We start from the raw sequence: 18,407 nt of genomic DNA, 5'->3' as shown, positions 1-18,407 counted from the left end.
GAACCGCCACGGACTATCCACGGACTGATCCTGGATGACCTGTCTTGGACTTGGCCCATAGCAGCAGGTCATAGGCCCAGCACGGGCGTTAGCCGTACTCCATTCCGTGTATCGCTGGCGCATGGACCTCCGACCCGGCATTGGTCCAACTGTTTCGGGCGCTGGACAACCGCGTGCCTCGCGACGTCGTTGCCAGCAGCGTGCCAGTAATGGGTGTCTCAGACGGTTAGCAGCGGTCATGATCGGGCAGCAGTAACCCCAGACGAGCTGGCGATCCCGACAGATCACGACAGCCGAGAACGATCTTCCAAACTGGCGCTCGCACCGTCGTACCGGTACGGGGCGTACTGGATACCGCGCGACCAACGCTGCCAGAAGGGTAGCGGCAGGCAACCGGCCGGCGCTTCGCCTCCGATCTCGGTCTCCACGGCTCCATCGGCGAGCGTGACCGAGATGGCCGAGCGACCCGGAGCGAACACCTCCCGAACCCTGCCGGCGATCACTGAGCGAGCGATGTCTTCGAGCAGGGCGACGTCTTCGGGGCCGGCTCCCAGTTCCCATCGGCCGCCATAGTTGCCGACCTGCAGGATGAGTTCATGGGAGAAGTCCGCCCATCCGAAGGCGCGAGCATCGCGGTTACATGGTGTGACGTCGACCGATATCCCGCCCTTGATGCCGGCGACCTCCACAGTCGCCACCCCTACCAACTCCCTTGCCAACTGCCTCGCGATTTTCAGAGTTGGTGTCCGGGGCGGCTGGTCAGTGTCGGGTTCGTCCTGGCTGTGCTCATCGGTCACGCCGTCAGTCTGCCAAGCCATCAGGGGTAAGGACCCAGCAGTCTTGATCTTGCAGGGCAGAGGCGGTCGCCGCGCTTGCGGCCCGCCTCCGGCCGTCCTCGGTCGCCGCAGCTGTTCCGGGCGTTAGCCTTCGAGCCGTGAGGTTCGCTGCCGGACCACCGACCCGCTGGGTCATTGAGCTGCATTCTGGCGCGGTCGTCGAGTTGGCGGCCGATGGGTACAGCCGGACGGACGGCGACCTCGTGTTCTCCATCCTGGCTGACGCAACCTCTGCCGAGCAGGCCGAAGTGCGCGTGCTCGGACGGGCGCCGGCTGACCCCGAGCGGGCGATTGTTCTCGTGGCACGGATCCCGGAACGCGAGGTGGCCGGTCTTCATGGGGGAGAGCCCTGGCCGGCTGCACAGCGGGGAAGTGCGGCAACCGAGCCAGCCGCAAGGGAGCAAACAGAGTCGGGTACTGCTGCTTGAGCGTGTACGGGATCGCTGCCAGGCTGCGTCATTCGCACGGCGGCACGGTTCACGCTGCTCGGCAACGGGTGGTGAGGCACAGCGTGCGGTGATCGGGATCCGGACAGTCGATCCGATCACCGCACGGCTCAACCGTGGTCAGCTCGTCCGCGGCTCACGCGGCGAACGCGGCGTCGATCGCATAGGTGTCTTCGTACATGTGATAGGTCGTGATCTTGCCGTTCTTGACACCGATGTGCAGCGCGAAGTGGTTGGTGAACGTCTTCCCCGTGGCGAGGACCTCGAACCTGTTGTGCCCGAGCACGACCGCGTTCTCCCCGTCGACGACCGTCGCCGTGACGTTGTACTCCTGAGCCGGTCCGAGTACGCGTCCGAACGAGCCGAAGAAGTCCGGCAGCTCGGCCGGGGTGGAGCGCTGCCCGGACCAGGGGACGTTGGGGGTCCCGTTGACCGCGAAGTCGAATGTGTCGGCGAAGAGGTCGACGAGTCCGGGTACATCACCGGCGCTGAATCGTGCGAAGAAGGATTCGACGACGGCGGCCGTGCTGGGAGGTGTCGCGTTGCTCATGCGGATGGAACTCCTCTGTGAGTGACGTGGTTAAAGCAGCGTCGCGTGCGAGGGCGGGCCTCAGGCGACGACGGAGAGGACGATCTTCCCGGTGGTGCTGTTGGTCTCGCCGCGCTCGTGGGCCTGAGCCGCCTCCCTCAACGGGAGAGTGGTGTCGACGAGTGGCCGCAGTTGCCCACGAGCGACGAGATCCGCGATCGCCTTCATGCCCGCATGGTCGGGCTCGACGAGGATTCGGGTGGCGCGGACGTCGAGTTCCTCGGCAAGGTCGGCGGGGAAGTCGGGGGCCATGGGCAGAAGCGAGATGAGGATCCCGCCCCCTGCGCAGGGTCCGGAGTGAGCGCGGGGTGTAGCCCCCGCCGACGGTGTCGAGCACGACATCGATGTCTCGGAGGACGCCGAAGTCCTCCGTCGTGTAGCCGATCAACTCGTCCGCGCCCAGCCCGCGAAGAAGGTCGTGCTTGCCGGCACTCGCGGTGCCGACGACCCATGCGCCGCGCGCCTTGGCGATCTGCACCGCCAGGTGCCCGCCGCCGCCGGCGGCGGCATGGACGAGGACGCGCTGGCCCGGCTGGACGTCGGCGGTGTCGACGAGAGCCTGCCACGCGGTCAGGGACGCCAGCGGCAACGCCGCGGCGGTCGTGTGATCGATGTTTGTCGGTTTGCGGCAGAAGTGCCGGGCGGGGGCGGTCACGAACTCCGCGTACGCGCCCGCCGGATGCGGGAAGCGCGGCATGCCGAACACCTCGTCGCCCGGCGCGAACAAGGTCACCCGGGCCCCACCTCTTCGACCACCCCGGAGACGTCGAAGCCCAGGACGAACGGAGGGAGCGCGCCGGTGGCGAACTGGCCGCGAGCGCGGGTCTTCCAGTCGGTGGGGTTCACTCCCGCGGCGTGGACGCGGACGAGGATCTCGCCGAGTGTGGGGACCGGACGCTGCGTCTCGATGATCTTCAGGACGTCGGGTGCCCCGGCCGCGTCTTGGCTGACCGCGAGCATCCGGTCGGGCGCTCGCCCTGAGCTGGTTGTCACTGTGCTCCTCACCTGTCGTGTCGGCCGCATCAGGGGCCGCGCCCGTCCAGCATCTCCGGAGGGGCAGGGCCGCTACAGTGGCCAGATAGACAACATGTGTCAGGATCTGGCCATGCATCGCGTCGTTGTGCTCGCGCTTCCCGGCGTCGTCCCGTTCGAGCTGGCCATCCCCTCGCGGCTCTTCGGCGCCGCCCTCGATTCCGACGGCAAGCCGCTGTACTCGGTGACCACCTGCTCGCTCGATGGCGGCCCGGTCGACACTTCGGCCGACTTCGCGATCGCCGTGGATCACGACCACACGGCGCTGGCCCAGGCGGATACCGTGGTGATCCCTCCCTCGGCGAGCGGGCGGGCATGGGGCGAACAGAAGGCGCTTCCTGCGCCGCTGCGTGACGCGCTGGGGCTTGTCCGCCCCGATGCGCGCGTCATGGCGATCTGCACGGGTTCGTTCGTCCTGGCGGCGGCGGGCATCCTCGACGGACGCCGGGTGACCACTCACTGGCGTGAGTCCGACCGCCTTCAGGGCCTCTACCCGGATCTCGTCGTCGATGCCGACGTTCTCTTCATCGACGACGGCAGCGTTCTCACCTCGGCAGGCGTCTCGGCGGGAATCGATCTGTGTCTGCACGTGATCCGACGCGACCACGGCAGTGAGATCGCCAATGAGGCGGCCCGTTCCTGCGTCGTCCCACCCTGGCGCGACGGAGGCCAGGCCCAGTACATCCGGCGGCCCGTGGTCGAAGCGGACTCGACGACGACGGCGCAGGCCCGAGCGTGGGCGCTCGAACATCTTGATCGCCCGCTGGTCCTGGCGGAGCTTGCCGCCCGATCGAACATGAGCGTGCGGACATTCAGCAGGCGGTTCCAGGACGAAGTGGGGGTGAGCCCGATGACCTGGCTCACCCAGCAGCGGGTCGAACGCGCCCGGGAACTGCTCGAGAGCACGGACCTGACGGTGGACAGGATCGCGGAGGAGGCCGGGTTCGGATCGGGCGGTTCGCTCCGGCAGCACCTGTTGGCCGCCACCGGGGTGTCGCCGCGTGCGTATCGGCGAACGTTCCGCGCGGCGCCGGTGGGCGACTAGCGGGCACGACAACCGGTCCTGCCGACTTCCGGGTCGTCGACAGGAGGCAGCCCGGGATCGCCGTGTAGACGGGCGTCGTCCAACGGGCGATCCCGGGCCGCCGAACTAGATCGGCTGCTGTCCCGGCTGCGTCACGACCATGCGCCGGCCGCGGCAGCCCTCGCGGCGTAGGTGTCGAAGTCGATCGGGTCGCGGCCGAGGAGTCGCCGCACCGCGTCGGTCGGCTCGGCGAGATACCCGGCACGCATCCCCGCGAACATGGCGTTGAGCGCCGTCGCGTCGGCCGTCGAGTAACCCTCGGCGAGCAGCTCGGTCCGGTACTCCTCCGGCGTCAACTCCACGTACCGGATGGATCGGTCGGCCGCCCTGGCGATCGTCGTCACCGCCTCCGCGAAGGTGAGCGCGTGGCGGCCTGACAGCTCGTACACCTGCCCGTGATGGCCGTCCTCGGTCAGCAGGGTCGCGGCGACGTCGGCGACGTCCTGGGCGTCGATGAAGGGCTCCGGCATGGCGCCCATCGGCAGGGCCAGGCGGCCGTCGGCCAGCGGCTGGCGCCACAGGTCCTCGTCGAAGTTCTGGTTGAAGTTGTTCGGGCGGATGATCGTCCACTCCGCGCCGGAGTCGCGCACGGCCTGCTCCGCGGCCACCATGCTCGGCGAGAAATCCCCGTCGATCTTGTCGATTCCGCGGCCGGAGAGCGCCACGAATCGGCCGACACCGGCCTTCACCGCCCGCGACACGAAGTCGTCAGCCGTCCCGGGGTCCGCCGGAGCGATGAGATAGACCGCCGACGCTCCCTCCACGGCCGGCCGCCAGGTGGTCGGCTGCGTCCAGTCGAATCGCACCTCGCCCGAGCGGGAAGCCGCCCGTACGCGCGCGCCCGCCGCCCGTAGCGCGCGCACCAGCCGGCGTCCGGTCTTCCCACTTCCCCCGATGACGAGGATCTCGTTCGTTTCTTTCGTCATGGCCACGAGTCAACCGGCCCGACCGCCGGCCGGACATGGTTGGTCGTACGCCGGGCATGCGTGATCGTCCGCGCCCTATCGTGAAGGGATGGACCCGTTCGACAGCCTGCTGCGGGACGTACGCGCGGAGGGTGCCGCCTTCGGCCGGTCGGTGCTGTCACCGTCGTGGGCGCTGCGGTTCACCGACGGCGCGCCCCTGACGCTCTGCGTGCCGCTGCGTGGCGAGGGCTGGATCGTCCACCCGGAGAGCGACAAGCCACTTCTGGTACGGGTCGGCGAGGCCGTCGTGGTGCGGGGACCGGAACCGTTCGTCTTCTCCGCCGAGCCCCGGTCGACCTTCCGACCGGACGAGCTGCGGGAGGTCAGCTGTGGCCAGTCACCGGTGGCCCAGCCACCGGACACCGGCCCGGCCGAGCAGATAGTGCTGCTGGCCGGGGCGTACCACGTCCGGAGCCAGGCGCCGCAGCGGCTGCTCGGAGTGCTCCCGCCGGTGCTGGTCGTACCGGATGAACACGACTGTTCATCGCTCCGTGACTTTCTGGACTTCCAGCTCGGCGGGTGCCGCCCGGGTCGGCAGATCGTGCTGGACCGTCTGCTGGACTGGCTGCTGGTCTGCACGATCCGGGACTGGTTCGACCAGCCGGGCGCCGAGGCCCCCCGGTGGTATCGGGCGCTGAGCGACGGCACGGTGGGCTCGGCGCTGCGCGCCATGCACGACGCCCCGGGTGAGCCGTGGACGCTCGCCTCCCTGGCCGCCCGGGCCGGGGTGTCCCGCACGACGCTGGCCAAACGGTTCACCGAACTGGTGGGCGAGCCGCCGCTGACCTACCTGACCGACTGGCGAATGACACTCGCCGCCGACATGCTGGCCGAGACCACCGAGACGGTCGCCGCCGTGGCGCGCCGGCTCGGGTACGCGGACGCCTTCGGCTTCAGCGCGGCCTTCAAGCGGATCCACGGCGTGAGCCCCGGCAAGCACCGCATGCTCGCACAATCCCCGGCGGCGAGCAGTGAGCCGCCCCCGGGACAGGTCCCTCGACAAACCTCGCCCGCTGACGCGCACGACCAGCCGTCCCCTCATGGCAGCCGCTGACCAGCCCACCACGCCGCTGACCCCGTTCGGGATGCCGCTCGTGCGGTTCCTATAGTTCTCTCGGTGGCGACTCCATCAGTGTTGCAAGAGTCATTGCGCGATCCGGTGTTCTGGGCGCGGTACACCTTCGCCCACGAGGAGGGACCCGGGGCGGATCGGCTCGGTGACCTCGAAGACCTGCTGGACGACGACGATGACGATGCGGATGAGGATTCCGACGACTCGTCGCTCGACGTGGCCTTCGAGGTCGGCGACGGCCACCACGTCGTACTGAGCATGGACGCCTCGGCCGACTCCTACAGCCTGGAGGTCACCACCCCTGACTCGGCCGAGCCGGCCGAGCTCGGATGGGACGATCTCGCCCACTGGCACCCGTACGCGTTGCGCTGGTCCGAACTCGACCTGATCTGCCGGGCGATCGCCGCGCGGGATCCGCAGCTGCAGCACCCCGGGGCTCCGTTGGCCCTGCTGTGCCGATTCGCCGCCGTCTTTGACGATGACGACGTGGACCAGGCCGTCGCCGCCGTCGACGAGGCATACGCCGCATTGCGCCCTCCGCACTGGGAGGGTTACTGGCCGTGCGGCGCCGACTGGCTCGACCGCGCCGACTTCCGTGGTGAGAACGTCACCTGGCAGCGGGACGAGGCCGGCGACCTGTGGGCCCGTCAGGACGACCGCCACGACGAACCCTTCTACAGCACCCGGCTAGGGCCGGATACCGGCACGGGCGACGGGTTTCCACACGCCCCGCTCCGGGCCGTGCTGAACGCTGCCGCGGCGACGGTGGGCGACGCGCGGCCCGACGGTGCCGGACGCACGCCTTGATCCACCCGGTCACGGGTAGGGGCCGGGCGGGTGCCGACCATCGTTGCCGCTGGTCGCGGGGCAGCGACTCTTGGTTCCCCGATGGGTTGCGGAGCGCCAGGGATCAGCCGCTGCGAGGGGCGTACATGATGACGGCGACGCCGACGAGGCAGATGGCTGCGCCGATGATGTCGTAGCGGTCGGGGCGGAACTTGTCGACGACCATGCCCCAGGCGAGGGAGCCGGCGACGAAGACGCCGCCGTAGGCGGCGAGGACGCGGCCGAAGTTCGGGTCGGGTTGGAAGGTGGCGACGAAGCCGTAGAACCCGAGCGCGATGATTCCGGCCGCGATCCACAGCAGCCCTCGGTGCTCGCGCCAGCCCTGCCACACCAGCCACGCGCCACCGATCTCGGCGAGCGCGGCGAGCAGGAACAGCAGGATCGAGCGGGCGACGGTCATCCGTCGGACGGTAGCGGAAGCACCTCCCGGTCAGCAGGACGACCCACTCCGCTGGGCCGGTCGGGCGGGGTGCGGCGTGCGGCCGCGCGGGTGGTCAGGGATGGACCCGCCCGAGGAAGTCGCGTACGAGTGGGACCACCTCGTCGAGGTGCGTCTCCAGCAGCCAGTGCCCGCCGTCGAGCAGGTGCAGTTCCGCGTAGGGCAGGTCGCGCAGATAGGCGCGCGCGGCGCCCTCGGGCATGTAGCCGTCGTGCGGTCCCCAGACGATCAGCGTCGGCGGCTGATGGTCGCGCAGGTACGCCTGCTGCCGGGGGAACCAGGCGACGGTGCTGCCCTGGTCGGCGAGGAGGCGGACCAGATTGGCGCGGCGCTGCGGGGTGCCGGCGGAAGCCGCGGCGAGTCGCCACAGGTCGGGGCTCACCCGGTCCCTGAGCCGGTCGGGCAGTTCGCCCAGGAACTCGCTGCGGAAGCCCTCCTCGCCGACCGCCGCGGCGAGGCGCTCCCGGCCCTCGTCGGTGGGGCTGCGCCAGAACTGCTTGAGCGGCTCGTACTTGGGGCCGTGCTGGTCGGGATAGATGTCGCCGTTCTGGATGACCAGGCCGGCGACCCGCTCCGGGGCGGACATCGCGAGGCGCAGCCCGAACTGGCTGCCGTAGTCCTGGAGGTAGATGACGTACCGGGTCAGGCCCAGCGTCTCGGCGAACCGGCGGAGCAGTTCGGCGTGGGCGTCGAAGGTGTACGCGAACCGGGCCGGGTCGGGTGCGTCGCTGTATCCGAAGCCGGGCTGGTCGGGCGCGATCGCCCGCCACCTGTCGCCGAGGGCGGGCAGGAGGTGACGGAACTGGAACGACGACGCGGGATAGCCGTGCGGCAGCAGCACCACCGGCGCGTCCGCCGGCCCGGCCTCCCGGTAGAAGATCCTGATCCCGTCGACGTCGACGGTCCTGTGGTGCACGGCGGCGTGGCCCACCATCGTCTCCTCACCGGGCGGTACGGGCGGCTCCTCTGACGGTGCCAGAAAACGATCCCGCGCGCAGGCGAGCCGGTGTCGGTAGGGCGCCGGGTCGCCGTGGCGCTCGCGGGAGGCGCTCCGGTGGCCGGTGCGGAGGTGGCGGGCAGGGTCCCGCCGGCGAGCGCGGTGACGACGGCGGGGATCCGACGTGGCACAGGGCCTCCACCGGTGCGGGCGGGGACGGGCGCGACATGGCCGGGCGGTACGGCCCGCAGCACAGTCTTCTCGGGCCACCCGGTCCGGAGGTGCCGACCGTTCGGCCTGACGCACTGTCACCATGCCGACACACAAGTTGTGAGCATTTCCCGCGATCGATGTGCTGGCGCGGACCAGCGCCGTCGGTGACGGCCATCGGACGAACGAGGTGGCTCATGGTGGCTCTACGACGGCTGCTAGCCGTGGCGATCGCGACGGCGGTGACCGCCGCGATGGGGTTGGTGTGGACGGCGGCGCCCGCCCAGGCCGACGAGGCGTGGGAGAGCGCGTTGAAGAACCTGATGTCCCGCACGGCCACCTGGGCCGACGGCGGACTCTCCCAACTGGGGCTGCTCGGCCAGCCGCTGCCTCTGCTCGGCGTCAGCCCTGGCGCGCTCGTCGACGCCGACACGCTCGTGGACAAGGCGTCCGACGCGTTGGCCAGTGGCCTGACCAAGGACGATGTCGACCTCGGCGGCGGCACCCGGCTCACCAGCTCGGTGAGCACCAGCGGCGGCGACCACCTGCTGGACGTGCTGCTGACCACGAAGCGCGAAATGGTCGACAAGGACCTCACCCTGGCCGGGGTGACGCTGGGCAAGGCGGTCAGCGTCACCGGCTGGGCGACCCTCCATTTGCGGGCCCGGCACACCGCCGCCGGGGAGACCTACCTGGTGCGCGACGGGGACACCCCGCGCATCGACATCGACGCGGCGGCGCGGCTGCGCGCCGACCTCGACCAGGCCACCGCCTCGGTCGGCATCCTCGGGGTCACGCTGACCGCCGGCAGCACCCTCACCGCGCGTACCCATCTCAAGGTCACCATGACCGACCCCAACGGCGACGGCCGGCTTGCCTTCGACACGGCCGCCGGCGCGAACACCGGCGAACTCGGCGCGGCGGGCTCCCTCGCCGGCCTGGTGCAGGTGGCCCTCGACAACTCCGGCGGTGGGAAGATCTCCGACACCGAGACCGAGCCCGGCCCCGGCTCGGTGCACGGCGTGGTCAAGCTCGGGGCGGCCGTCTCCGGCGCGCCCTTCGCGCTGCCCGCCGTGGCGGCGACCGTGAACGTCGACTGGAACGACATCTCCGTCGGCACCCCCACGGTGACCACCACCGGCCTGGACGAGACGATCGCCAAGTTCCGCAACATGAGCCCGCTGGACCTGGCCTCCGGGCTCGCGCAGCTCGCCACCCTGCTCAGCGGCGTGCAACAGAGCGGCCCGGCCGGCAACCTCAACCTGCCCTTCCTGCGCGGCACGTTCGCCGACGCCGTGAAGGTCAACGAGAAGCTCACCGACTTCCTCCGCAAGTACGTCCACCCGCGGCCGGACGACCCGCAGTTCGACCCGGCCACTGACGACCCGGCCCTGGCCGGGCAGCCGAAGTTCAGCTCCATCCAGCAGTTGCTCGCCCTGCTCGCCGCCGAGGGGCTGCCGGTGGACAACCTCTCCTTCGACAACGACAAGCTGGTGTTCCGGGTCAAGCTGGAGCGGGAGTCCACGGTGGAGGTCCCGCTCGACCCGGGTGCCGCGGAGCTGTCCGGGCGCGGGGCGACGTTCACCGCCAAGGGCTTCAGCGTCACCGGCAGCCGGTTCACGCCCGGCCAGCTGGTCGGCCAGCGGGTGGTGGCCGGCACCTCCGCCGGCACCGTCGCCGCCAACACCGCCAACTCCGTCACCCTCACCCAGGACTGGATCGGCGGGCAGCCGCCGAACGACAGCGTGTGGGTGATCAGCGGCTCCAGCCCGAACATCGGCGCCGTCGAGCTGGCCGGCACGCTGACCAAGCCGGTCGGCGGCGACAAGAAGGTCGGCCTGCGGGCGGCGAACGCGCAGGCCAGCTTCGCCAAGGTGAAGCCCCGTTACAGCGCGTCCGTGACGCTCGTGCTCGACCTGCGCAACGACCTCGGCAGCCCGGAGGCGAACGCCGACCGGGTGCTGCTGCGTACCGACCCGGCGACGCCGCTGTTCGCCGCCGACTTCCCGATCACCACCGGGGTGGACTTCTTCGCCACCGCCGGCTTCCTCAAGGTCAAGCTGGCCGGTGACCTCGCCGTCGGACCGGCCGCCGCCGGCGAGCGGATGCTCCAGGTCAGCTTCAAGCAGGCGCAGGACCTCAGCCTCGGCACGCTCTTCGAGCGGTTGAAGTCCGACCCGGGGAACCTGCTGGCCGTGTCGTCGTCGGTGAAGACCACCGGCCGGGTCACGGTCAGCGTGCCCGGCGCCACGGGCGCCCTCGGCGAGGGCATCGGCGTCGACGTGAGCTGGACGGCCGGTGGGCAGCCGGTGGTCGACACCTCGGCGCTGTCCGAGCTGTTCGCCGTCGACTTCAACCCCGACGACCCGAAGGCGCTCTTCGCGGTCGTCGTCGAGGCGCTGCGGCTGATCAACGTCGCGCTGTCCCAGCCCGGCGGCAGCGGCCCGCTGGACAAGGAGATCCCGCTGCTCGGCCGCTCCGCGCGGCAGCTGCTCGGCGCCGACGAGAGCGGCGTCGGCAAGGACGTCACGTTCGTCGCCGATGGGGCGAACTTCCTGCTCAAGGACGCCTCCCGCGACGGCGACTCCGGCTTCGACGCCCGGCTCGAGGGCCGGACCGTCGTGATCGGCAGCAAGGCGTACCGGGTACTGAAGCAGATCGACGGGCAGACCCTGCGCGTCGACGCGGCCGGTACGCCGAAGCCGGCCGACGGCAGCGCGTACGCCCTGCGCCCGGAGTTGGCCGACGCGCTGGACAAGCTGCTCGCCTCGCCCCCCGACAACCTCCAGGACGCCCTCGACAAGCTCAACGCGGCGATCGGCGAGGACAGCGGGATCAGCTTCACCCTGGACCAGCGCGAGGGCGGACCGTTCCTGCGCCTCGGGCTGGACTGGAAGCGCAAGTTCCACACCGGCGGGCCGCTCAACTTCGCCTGGGACGCCCACCGCGAGCTGATCACCCTGGACAGCTCCGGCACGTTCGCGGTCGACGTCGACGCCCGGGCGCAGCTCGGCCTGCTGCTGCCCCTGCGGCTGAACGCCGCGCCGCTGCTGGACCGCAGCTCCTCGGCCAACGTCACCGTCGCGGGCGGGGTCACCGACGCGGCGATCGCCGCGCGGGTCGGGCCGCTCGCCCTCGACCTCGGCAAGGCTCCGGACTTCGCCACCGTGAAGGCCAACCTGAGCGTCGGCCTCGACGGCCTGACGGAGGACGGGCCGATCACCGGCCTGCTCGGACTGACGCCGAAGTTCACCACCGCCGGCGTCGACTGCGGCGACGGGGTCGGCGGCGCGGACGTGCCGCTCTGCGCGAAGGCGCCGCTGTTCGTCAACAACTGCGACCCGGCCGACGACACCAACCTGCTCACCTTCACCGTCGGCCTGGACCTGACGCCCACGGCCGGCACCCCGAACCTCGACTCCTGCTTCGCCAACCTGTCGCTCAAGCTCACCGACTTCAACGTCGGTATCGACGGGTACCTGGCCAAGGTCGAGGAGGCGCTGCGGCTGGCCAGCTTCGACGGCAAGCTGCCCCTGGTCGGCGACGACCTGCAGCAGGGCCAGCGCTTCGTCGCGCAACTGCGTGAGGACGTCAAGGCCGCGATCGGGCCGGTGCTGGCCAACGCCACGCTCGACAGCGCGGGTGTGCAGGCGGCCCTCAACGAGGTGCTCGCCGACCTGGACCCGGGCGTGAGCGCGGTGGTCAGCTGCCGCAGCGGCGTCACGGCGCCCTGCGCGCCCGAGGACTTCCAGGCGATCCGGATCAAGCTCACCACCTCCAAGGGCGCACCCTCGGCAGCCGACGGGTGCAAGGACGCGAGCGCGTCCGACGAGTGCCTCAAGCTCAACGTGCCGCTCGACCTGGGCATCCCCGGCCTGTCGCTGAAGGCGAAGAAGGGCGCCCCGGACGGCATCCAGGCCAAGCTGGGCTGGAAGCTTCACCTGGACCTGGTCCTGGACCGGGACGAGGGCTTCTACGTCCCCACCCACGACGGGGACACCTCGCCCGAGGTGCAGGTCGGCGCCCAGTTCGACATGACCGGCGACCTCGCCGCCCAGCTCGCCTTCATCCAGGTGAAGGCGACGAAGCGGGCCACCGACCCGCTGGTGAAGGCGTACTTCGGCATCGACCTGAAGGGCTCTCCGGGGGAGAAGAGCTGCTTCGACCCCACCGTCACCGCCGACTGCACGGCCAACCCGGACGACCGGCTGACCCTGGCCGAGTTCGCCGACCTGGGTTCGCTGCTCGCCACCGACCTCACCGCCGAGGTCAAGATCGACTGGAAGCTGGCGGCGGCGGTGGACACCGGTGGCGAGGACTCCGCGCTGCCGGGCGTCAGCGCCACCTTCGGCCTGCAGTGGGGCCTGAAGCACAAGCGGGGCGGGCTCACCGCCACGGGCGACGGCGTCACCACGCCGCTGAAGGTGACGTTCACCGACATCGCCCTGGACGCGGGCGCCTTCTTCGACAAGATCCTCAAGCCGGTGGTGGAGAAGCTCAAGGCCGTCACCGGGCCGCTGCAGCCGGTCATCGACACCCTGTACGCGCCGATCCCTGTGCTGTCGGACCTGTCGAAGGCCACCGGCGGCCCCGACATCACCCTGGTCTGGCTCGCCAAGACCTTCAGCACCCTCAACGGCGGTCCGAAGCTCGACTTCATCGACACCGTCCGCGCCGTGGTCACCTTCATCAACCGGATACCCGACTGCGACTCCGGCTGCTCCATCCCGCTCGGCGGGTTCAAGATGGACAGCGCCAAGGCGTTGACCACGGAGGCCTCCCCGGCCTCGGCCGAGAGCCTGATCGACCGCACCTCCGAGTACAACCCGGCCTCGGGCGCGCAGGTGAAGGCGAAGGTCGACGAGGCCGCCGGCGACGACGGCGAGAAGCTGTTCACCCCGGCCGCCGACGGCAGGAGCAACGCCCAGAAGACCGGCTTCAGCTTCCCGATCTTCGATAACCCGGGCTCCCTGTTCGGGCTGCTGCTCGGCCAGGACGTCGAGCTGATCAGCTTCGACTCGGGACCGCTGGAGTTGGGCTTCAGCTGGCGGCAGTCCTTCGGCCCGGTCTACGCCCCGCCGCCGGTCTTCGTCACGCTGTCCGGCAGCGCCTCGGTGACCGCCCGGTTCATCGCCGGCCTGGACACCGCCGGCATCCGGCACGCGGTCGAGGCGGCCACCGACGGCACGGCCGTCGACGCGGTGAGCCTGCTCGACGGGCTGTACTTCAAGACCGCCGACAGCAGCGGCAAGGCCGTCCCGGTGGTCACCCTGCGCGGTGAGATCGCCGCCGGGGCCGAGGTGAGCGTGCTGATCGTCAAGGTCGGCATCGAGGGCGGCATCCAGCTCACCGTCGGCTTCAGCTGGAACGACCCGAACAACGACGGGAAGTTCCGCACCAGCGAGTTCCTCCAGGCGCTCCTGGTCAACCCGATCTGCCTGTTCACCACCAGCGGGCGGCTCTCGGTCTTCCTGCGGGTCTACGTCACCATCGACCTGTTCCTGTTCAAGAAGAAGTTCGCCTTCACCCTGGTCGACGCGACCCTGCTCGACTTCCGGGCCCAACCGGACTGCTCCCCGCCGCCACCGGAACTCGCCGGCACCGTCGGGGACACCCTGGTCGTCTTCGCCGGCAAGTTCGGCACCAAGGACCAGCGCGGCGACAAGGCGTGGGACAACGGCGCCGACACCTACGCCGGTGACGTGGTCAAGGTGTACGCGCTGCACTACGCCGACGCGGACACCCCGGGCGCCACGGACGACTTCGACGGCTTCGCGGTGGAGGCACTGGGCCGCCGGCAGGAGTTCCTCGACCCGGCCCTGACCCGGGTGGTCGTCGACGGGCGCGGCTACGAGGTCGCCGACCCGGACAAGACGTCCCTGTCGGTGCTGCTCCTCGGTGACGGCGACACCAGCGGCGACGGCACCAGGACCTCCGCGTTCGACAAGACCGCGGTGGTGCTCGGCTCCGACGGCAGGGACCGGATCCGCACCGGGACCGGGCCGGCGTACGTGGACGGCCGCGGCGGCGACGACGTGATCGTCACCGCCGAGGCGGCCGGTACGGTCAGCCGGGTCGCCGGCGGCGCCGGGCAGGACAGCATCACCACCGGCGACGGCGACAACGTGGTCGCCGGCGACAGCGGCCTCGGCGGCACCGACCGGGGCGCCACCACCGTGCGCACCGGGGCCGGCGACAAGACCCTCAACGGGCTGGTCGACTGGACCACGCTGGCCGCCCCGACCGCCGACCACGCCGGCGGGGACGACCACGTCACCGTCGGGCGCGGCGCCAGCACCGTCTACGGCAACGGCGGCGACGACGTGCTCGGCGTGCTCGTCGACGACCGGCCCAACGGCGCGAACACGCTGGTCGGCGGCCCTGGTGCGGACACCGTCAACGGCGGCCGGGGCGACGACACCATCCACACGTACGACACCGACGTCCCCGCCGACGCGGACCAGGCCGGCACCGGCGACGCCGGGCTGGTCAACCAGGTCGACACCGGTGCCGGCCAGGACGTCGTGCACGGCAGCGCCGGCGTGGACCTGGTCGTCTCGCACTCGGCGAACGGCCAGACCGGCCGCGTCTACGGCTACGGCGGCGACGACGTGCTGGTCGGCGGCTACGGCACCGACGAGCTGTTCGGCGGCCCCGACGAGGACTACGTGATCGCCGAGCCCTCCCAGGTCGGCGAGCCGGACGGGTCGGACGGCTACGGTCCGTTCCGCCAGGTCACCCACGAGCCGCTGCCGGCGGGCACGCAGTCGCAGACCAAGCTGCTCGTCGGCGGACTCGGCAGCGACCACGTGATCGGCGGCGACGGCGGCGCGACCGTCTTCGGCGACCGGCACCTGCCTGCCGAGACCTGCGCCGACGCCACCCTCGCCGACGCTCAGCCGGCCCCCGCCGACCAGGGCGCCCCTGACCTCATCCTCGGCGGCGCCGGGGTCGAGGTGGTCTCGGCCGGTGGCGGCAACGACCGGGCCGACCTGGGCGGCGGCGACGACCGCGCCTGCGGCCAACTCGGCGACGACACCCTGCACCTCGGCGACGGCGCCGACCGGGCCTGGGGCGCGGCGGGCGTCGACCAGCTGCACGGCGACGACGGCGACGACCTGCTCTTCGGCAACGCCGGCGACGACGGCCTCTTCGGCGACGCCGGCGCGGACACCGCCGAGGGCAACGCCGGCGGCGACCAGGTCTTCGGTGGTCGCGACGGCGACGTGCTCTACGGCGGTGGGCGCACCGCCGGCGCGGCCGACGGTGGAGACCGCCTCTACGGCGAGGAGGGGACGGACCGGATCGTCGGCGACAACGGCACCCCGCGCGTCGGCGACGTCGGGCCCTACCCGCTGGACCTGGCCGGCGACGTTGCCGGGGCCGGCGCCGGGGACGTGATCTCCGGCGGCGGGGACGACGACCTCGCCTACGGCGGGCTCGGCGACGACCGGATCAACGGCGACGGCGGGCACGACCGGTTGGAGGGCAACAACGGCGCCGACCTGGTCCACGGCGACCACGGCCGGGACGAGATCGTCGGCGGCTCCGGCCAGGAGCCGGTTGCCGGCACGGGCCGGCCCGACGTCGGCGACCAGCTCCACGGTGACGGCGACAGCGACCTGATCGCCGGGGACAACGCCCGCTTCGTGCCGGCGGACGCCGACGCGACCCGGGTGACCCAGGGCCGGGCCGGGCCGCCGCGCAAGGTGACGCTGCTCGACCTCGGATTCACCCCGGCGGCCGGCACCAGCGGCGGCGACCTGATCTTCGGTGGGGACTCCGACGACGTCATCTTCGGCCAGGGCGGGCCCGACCGGGTGCACGCCGACGGCGGCGCCGACTTCGCCGAGGGCGGCCCCGGCGCCGACTGGGTCGAGGGCAACCACGGCGACGACGACCTCGTGGGTGGTTCCAGCACCGCGTACGACGGAACCGGGGCGGCCACCACGGGCCAGCCGGACACCGCGGACGCCGTCTTCGGCGGCCCCGGGTCCGACGCCGTCATCGGCGACAACGGCGCGGTGCTGCGCCCGCTCGCCGGTGAGCAGCCGACCTCGGCGACCGTCCGGGTCGGTGCCGGCGGCGCCCTGTTCGGCCCGCGGATCGTGGTGCTGCTGGACCGGGCGGCGGCCACCGCCGGCCGGTACGGCGACGACCGGATCAGCGGCGGCGACGGCGTCGACACGCTCTGGGGTCAGGACGGCGACGACGCCCTGACCGGTGACGGCGACGGCGACTACCTGGAGGGCAACGGCGGGGCGGACGTCCTGCGTGGGGACAGCGCCCTCGGCGCGGCGGGACGGACCACTGTCGCCCCGCTGCCCGACCCGGGCTGGCCGGGCGACCCGGCGGCCGTGGCCGACCTGGTCGGCGACGGCGCGCCGGCCGGGCAGGACGACCTGATCGGCGGCAGCTCGGCCCCGGGCTTCCGGGACACCGGGGACGTGATGGAGGGCAACGGCGCCGACGACGTGCTCCTCGGCGACAACGGGTCGCTGCTGCGGACCGTGACCGTGGTCCAGGGCAGCCCGACCGAGCGGGTCTACACCGAGCGGTATCCGACCGGCGCCGTGCCGGCCGACGCCACCCGGGCCCGTGCCCACGATCCGGCCCTGCCCGGCCCGTCCACCCGGTTCTGCACCACCGCCCAGGCCACGTGCGAGCCGGCCGGCGCGTTCGGCGGCGACCAGCTCTACGGCGACGCCGGCAACGACGGCGTCTGGGGCCAGGACGGCGACGACACGATCCGCGGCGGCGACGGCGACGACGACCTCCTCGGTGAGCTCGGCGCCGACACCCTGTACGGCGACGACGGCCGGGACGCCATCCTCGGCGACCGGGGCGGCGTGGTGAGCCAGTACCTCAACCCCGACGACGTGGCGGCGCTGGGCTTCACCACCACGCTGTCGTCGGTGCCGCAGGAGACGTACACCGGATTCCGGGCCGGTGCCTACGACCGGCGCGTGGATCTGTTGCACGACACCGACGGGGACGCCTGGATCGGCAGCTCCACCTCGGCGCCGATGCCGCACTCGGGGTTGACCGCCGGCGCGGGGGACCGCGTCCGGGGCGGCGCCGGGGCGGACAACATCCACACCGGGTTCGGTGACGACGTCGCCAACGGCGACAGCGGAGGCGACGAGCTGTTCGGGTCGGAGGGGTCGGACGTGCTGTGGGGCGGCAAGGGCTGCGACCCGGTGCTCGACGCGACCAACCCGCAGTGCCAGGTGGACGGCGTCTTCAGTGCCGCCGCCCGAGGTGACAGCGACCAGTACGTCGACCACCTCTTCGGCGGCGCCGGGGCGACCGACGGCCCGGCCGTGGCCGCGGTGCTCAGTTCCGACCTGCTCGACTTCCGTCCCCGCGGGTCGTACCCGGACAACTGCGCGGCCGGGGCCTGGCCGGTGGACCTGGCGGCGGGCACCATCGACCCGTGCCTGTGGTTCGAGATGACGGGCCTGGACAACGACGTCGTGGCCGACAACCAGCACCACCACGGCACCGACTGGATGTACGGCGGCTGGGACCGGGACGTGTTGCAGGGTGACGTGACGGCGAACGGGCCGAACAACGGCGACCGGATGTTCGACTGGAACGGCGCCTACAACCTGTTCACCCACTGCAACTCGGCCTACGGCGGGTTCAACGACGTCCGCCAGCACAGCCCGGCCATGCAGGAGTTCCTGACCAGCCTGGCCTGGGCCTCCGGCGCCGGTCGAAGCGCGACCGACGTGACCACGGCCGGCACCTCGGCGTTCCTCGAGTTGTCGTACGTCTACCCACGCGACAACCGCGAACAGGGCGCCGGGGTGGCGTTCCCTGGCACCCCGGGGCACTTCGACCAGCCGTCCTGCACGGACTGACCGTCGAAGCGGATCGGGCCCGGCTCTCCCACGGGAGGGTCGGGCCCTGCCCGTCGCCGGTCCTCGGGCCGGCCGGCCGGCCCGT

11 protein-coding genes and 1 pseudogene are annotated in these 18,407 nt (G+C 71.6%); 4 read left to right on the top strand and 8 right to left on the bottom strand.

What is annotated here, in order from left to right:
- Positions 1–284: 284 nt before the first annotated feature.
- From ABT006_RS08640 to ABT006_RS08620, 5 genes and pseudogenes are all read right to left on the bottom strand, one after another.
- Positions 285–797: a hypothetical protein gene (locus ABT006_RS08640; protein ID WP_350704326.1), complete on the bottom strand. Its 513-nt coding sequence runs from the start codon at positions 795–797 to the stop codon at positions 285–287.
- Between the two features lie 621 nt (positions 798–1,418).
- On the bottom strand, positions 1,419–1,832 hold the full coding sequence (locus tag ABT006_RS08635) for a nuclear transport factor 2 family protein (RefSeq protein ID WP_350704324.1): 414 nt from the start codon (positions 1,830–1,832) through the stop codon (positions 1,419–1,421).
- A gap of 60 nt (positions 1,833–1,892) precedes the next feature.
- Positions 1,893–2,213, bottom strand: coding sequence for a zinc-binding dehydrogenase (locus ABT006_RS08630; protein ID WP_350704323.1), 321 nt, complete (start codon positions 2,211–2,213; stop codon positions 1,893–1,895).
- A 1-nt stretch (position 2,214) separates the two neighbouring features.
- Positions 2,215–2,568 (bottom strand): annotated as a pseudogene (locus ABT006_RS08625) (MDR/zinc-dependent alcohol dehydrogenase-like family protein); the annotation flags it as partial.
- A gap of 32 nt (positions 2,569–2,600) precedes the next feature.
- Complete coding sequence (locus ABT006_RS08620; RefSeq protein WP_350704321.1) at positions 2,601–2,864, bottom strand: alcohol dehydrogenase catalytic domain-containing protein; 264 nt, start codon at positions 2,862–2,864, stop codon at positions 2,601–2,603.
- A gap of 112 nt (positions 2,865–2,976) precedes the next feature.
- Between ABT006_RS08620 and ABT006_RS08615 the strand changes: the two genes are divergently transcribed.
- Positions 2,977–3,948, top strand: coding sequence for a GlxA family transcriptional regulator (locus ABT006_RS08615; protein WP_350704319.1), 972 nt, complete (start codon positions 2,977–2,979; stop codon positions 3,946–3,948).
- 131 nt (positions 3,949–4,079) lie between these two features.
- On the opposite strand, the gene ABT006_RS08610 is transcribed toward ABT006_RS08615, so the two are convergent.
- The gene (locus ABT006_RS08610; protein WP_350704317.1) at positions 4,080–4,913 is read right to left on the bottom strand and encodes an NAD(P)H-binding protein; all 834 of its coding nucleotides are present in this window, start codon (positions 4,911–4,913) and stop codon (positions 4,080–4,082) included.
- An 88-nt stretch (positions 4,914–5,001) separates the two neighbouring features.
- On the opposite strand from ABT006_RS08610, the gene ABT006_RS08605 reads away from it, so the two are divergent.
- Together ABT006_RS08605 and ABT006_RS08600 are read left to right on the top strand one after the other, a co-directional pair.
- The gene (locus ABT006_RS08605) at positions 5,002–6,006 is read left to right on the top strand and encodes an AraC family transcriptional regulator (RefSeq protein ID WP_350704315.1); all 1,005 of its coding nucleotides are present in this window, start codon (positions 5,002–5,004) and stop codon (positions 6,004–6,006) included.
- A gap of 63 nt (positions 6,007–6,069) precedes the next feature.
- Positions 6,070–6,831: a hypothetical protein gene (locus ABT006_RS08600; RefSeq protein ID WP_350704313.1), complete on the top strand. Its 762-nt coding sequence runs from the start codon at positions 6,070–6,072 to the stop codon at positions 6,829–6,831.
- A 103-nt stretch (positions 6,832–6,934) separates the two neighbouring features.
- Here ABT006_RS08600 and ABT006_RS08595 read toward each other — a convergent pair whose 3' ends face one another.
- Complete coding sequence (locus ABT006_RS08595) at positions 6,935–7,270, bottom strand: YnfA family protein (protein ID WP_350704311.1); 336 nt, start codon at positions 7,268–7,270, stop codon at positions 6,935–6,937.
- Between the two features lie 94 nt (positions 7,271–7,364).
- Entirely contained in the window at positions 7,365–8,240 is an 876-nt protein-coding gene (locus tag ABT006_RS08590; protein WP_350704309.1) for an alpha/beta fold hydrolase, read from the bottom strand.
- Between the two features lie 413 nt (positions 8,241–8,653).
- On the opposite strand from ABT006_RS08590, the gene ABT006_RS08585 reads away from it, so the two are divergent.
- Entirely contained in the window at positions 8,654–18,322 is a 9,669-nt protein-coding gene (locus ABT006_RS08585; protein ID WP_350704308.1) for a calcium-binding protein, read from the top strand.
- The last annotated feature ends 85 nt before the right edge of the window (positions 18,323–18,407 follow it).

It is taken from the genome of Micromonospora sp. NPDC002717, assembly GCF_040295705.1.
Classification (GTDB): domain Bacteria; phylum Actinomycetota; class Actinomycetes; order Mycobacteriales; family Micromonosporaceae; genus Micromonospora.
This window is presented reverse-complemented; position numbering and strand designations above follow the sequence as displayed.

Coding starts and splice junctions, on each gene's coding strand:
- ABT006_RS08585 (WP_350704308.1), top strand. CDS start 8,654: ATGGTGGCTCTACGACGGCTGCTAGCCGTGGCGATCGCGACGGCGGTG.
- ABT006_RS08595 (WP_350704311.1), bottom strand. CDS start 7,270: ATGACCGTCGCCCGCTCGATCCTGCTGTTCCTGCTCGCCGCGCTCGCC.
- ABT006_RS08630 (WP_350704323.1), bottom strand. CDS start 2,213: ATGTCGTGCTCGACACCGTCGGCGGGGGCTACACCCCGCGCTCACTCC.
- ABT006_RS08610 (WP_350704317.1), bottom strand. CDS start 4,913: ATGACGAAAGAAACGAACGAGATCCTCGTCATCGGGGGAAGTGGGAAG.
- ABT006_RS08635 (WP_350704324.1), bottom strand. CDS start 1,832: ATGAGCAACGCGACACCTCCCAGCACGGCCGCCGTCGTCGAATCCTTC.
- ABT006_RS08615 (WP_350704319.1), top strand. CDS start 2,977: ATGCATCGCGTCGTTGTGCTCGCGCTTCCCGGCGTCGTCCCGTTCGAG.
- ABT006_RS08605 (WP_350704315.1), top strand. CDS start 5,002: ATGGACCCGTTCGACAGCCTGCTGCGGGACGTACGCGCGGAGGGTGCC.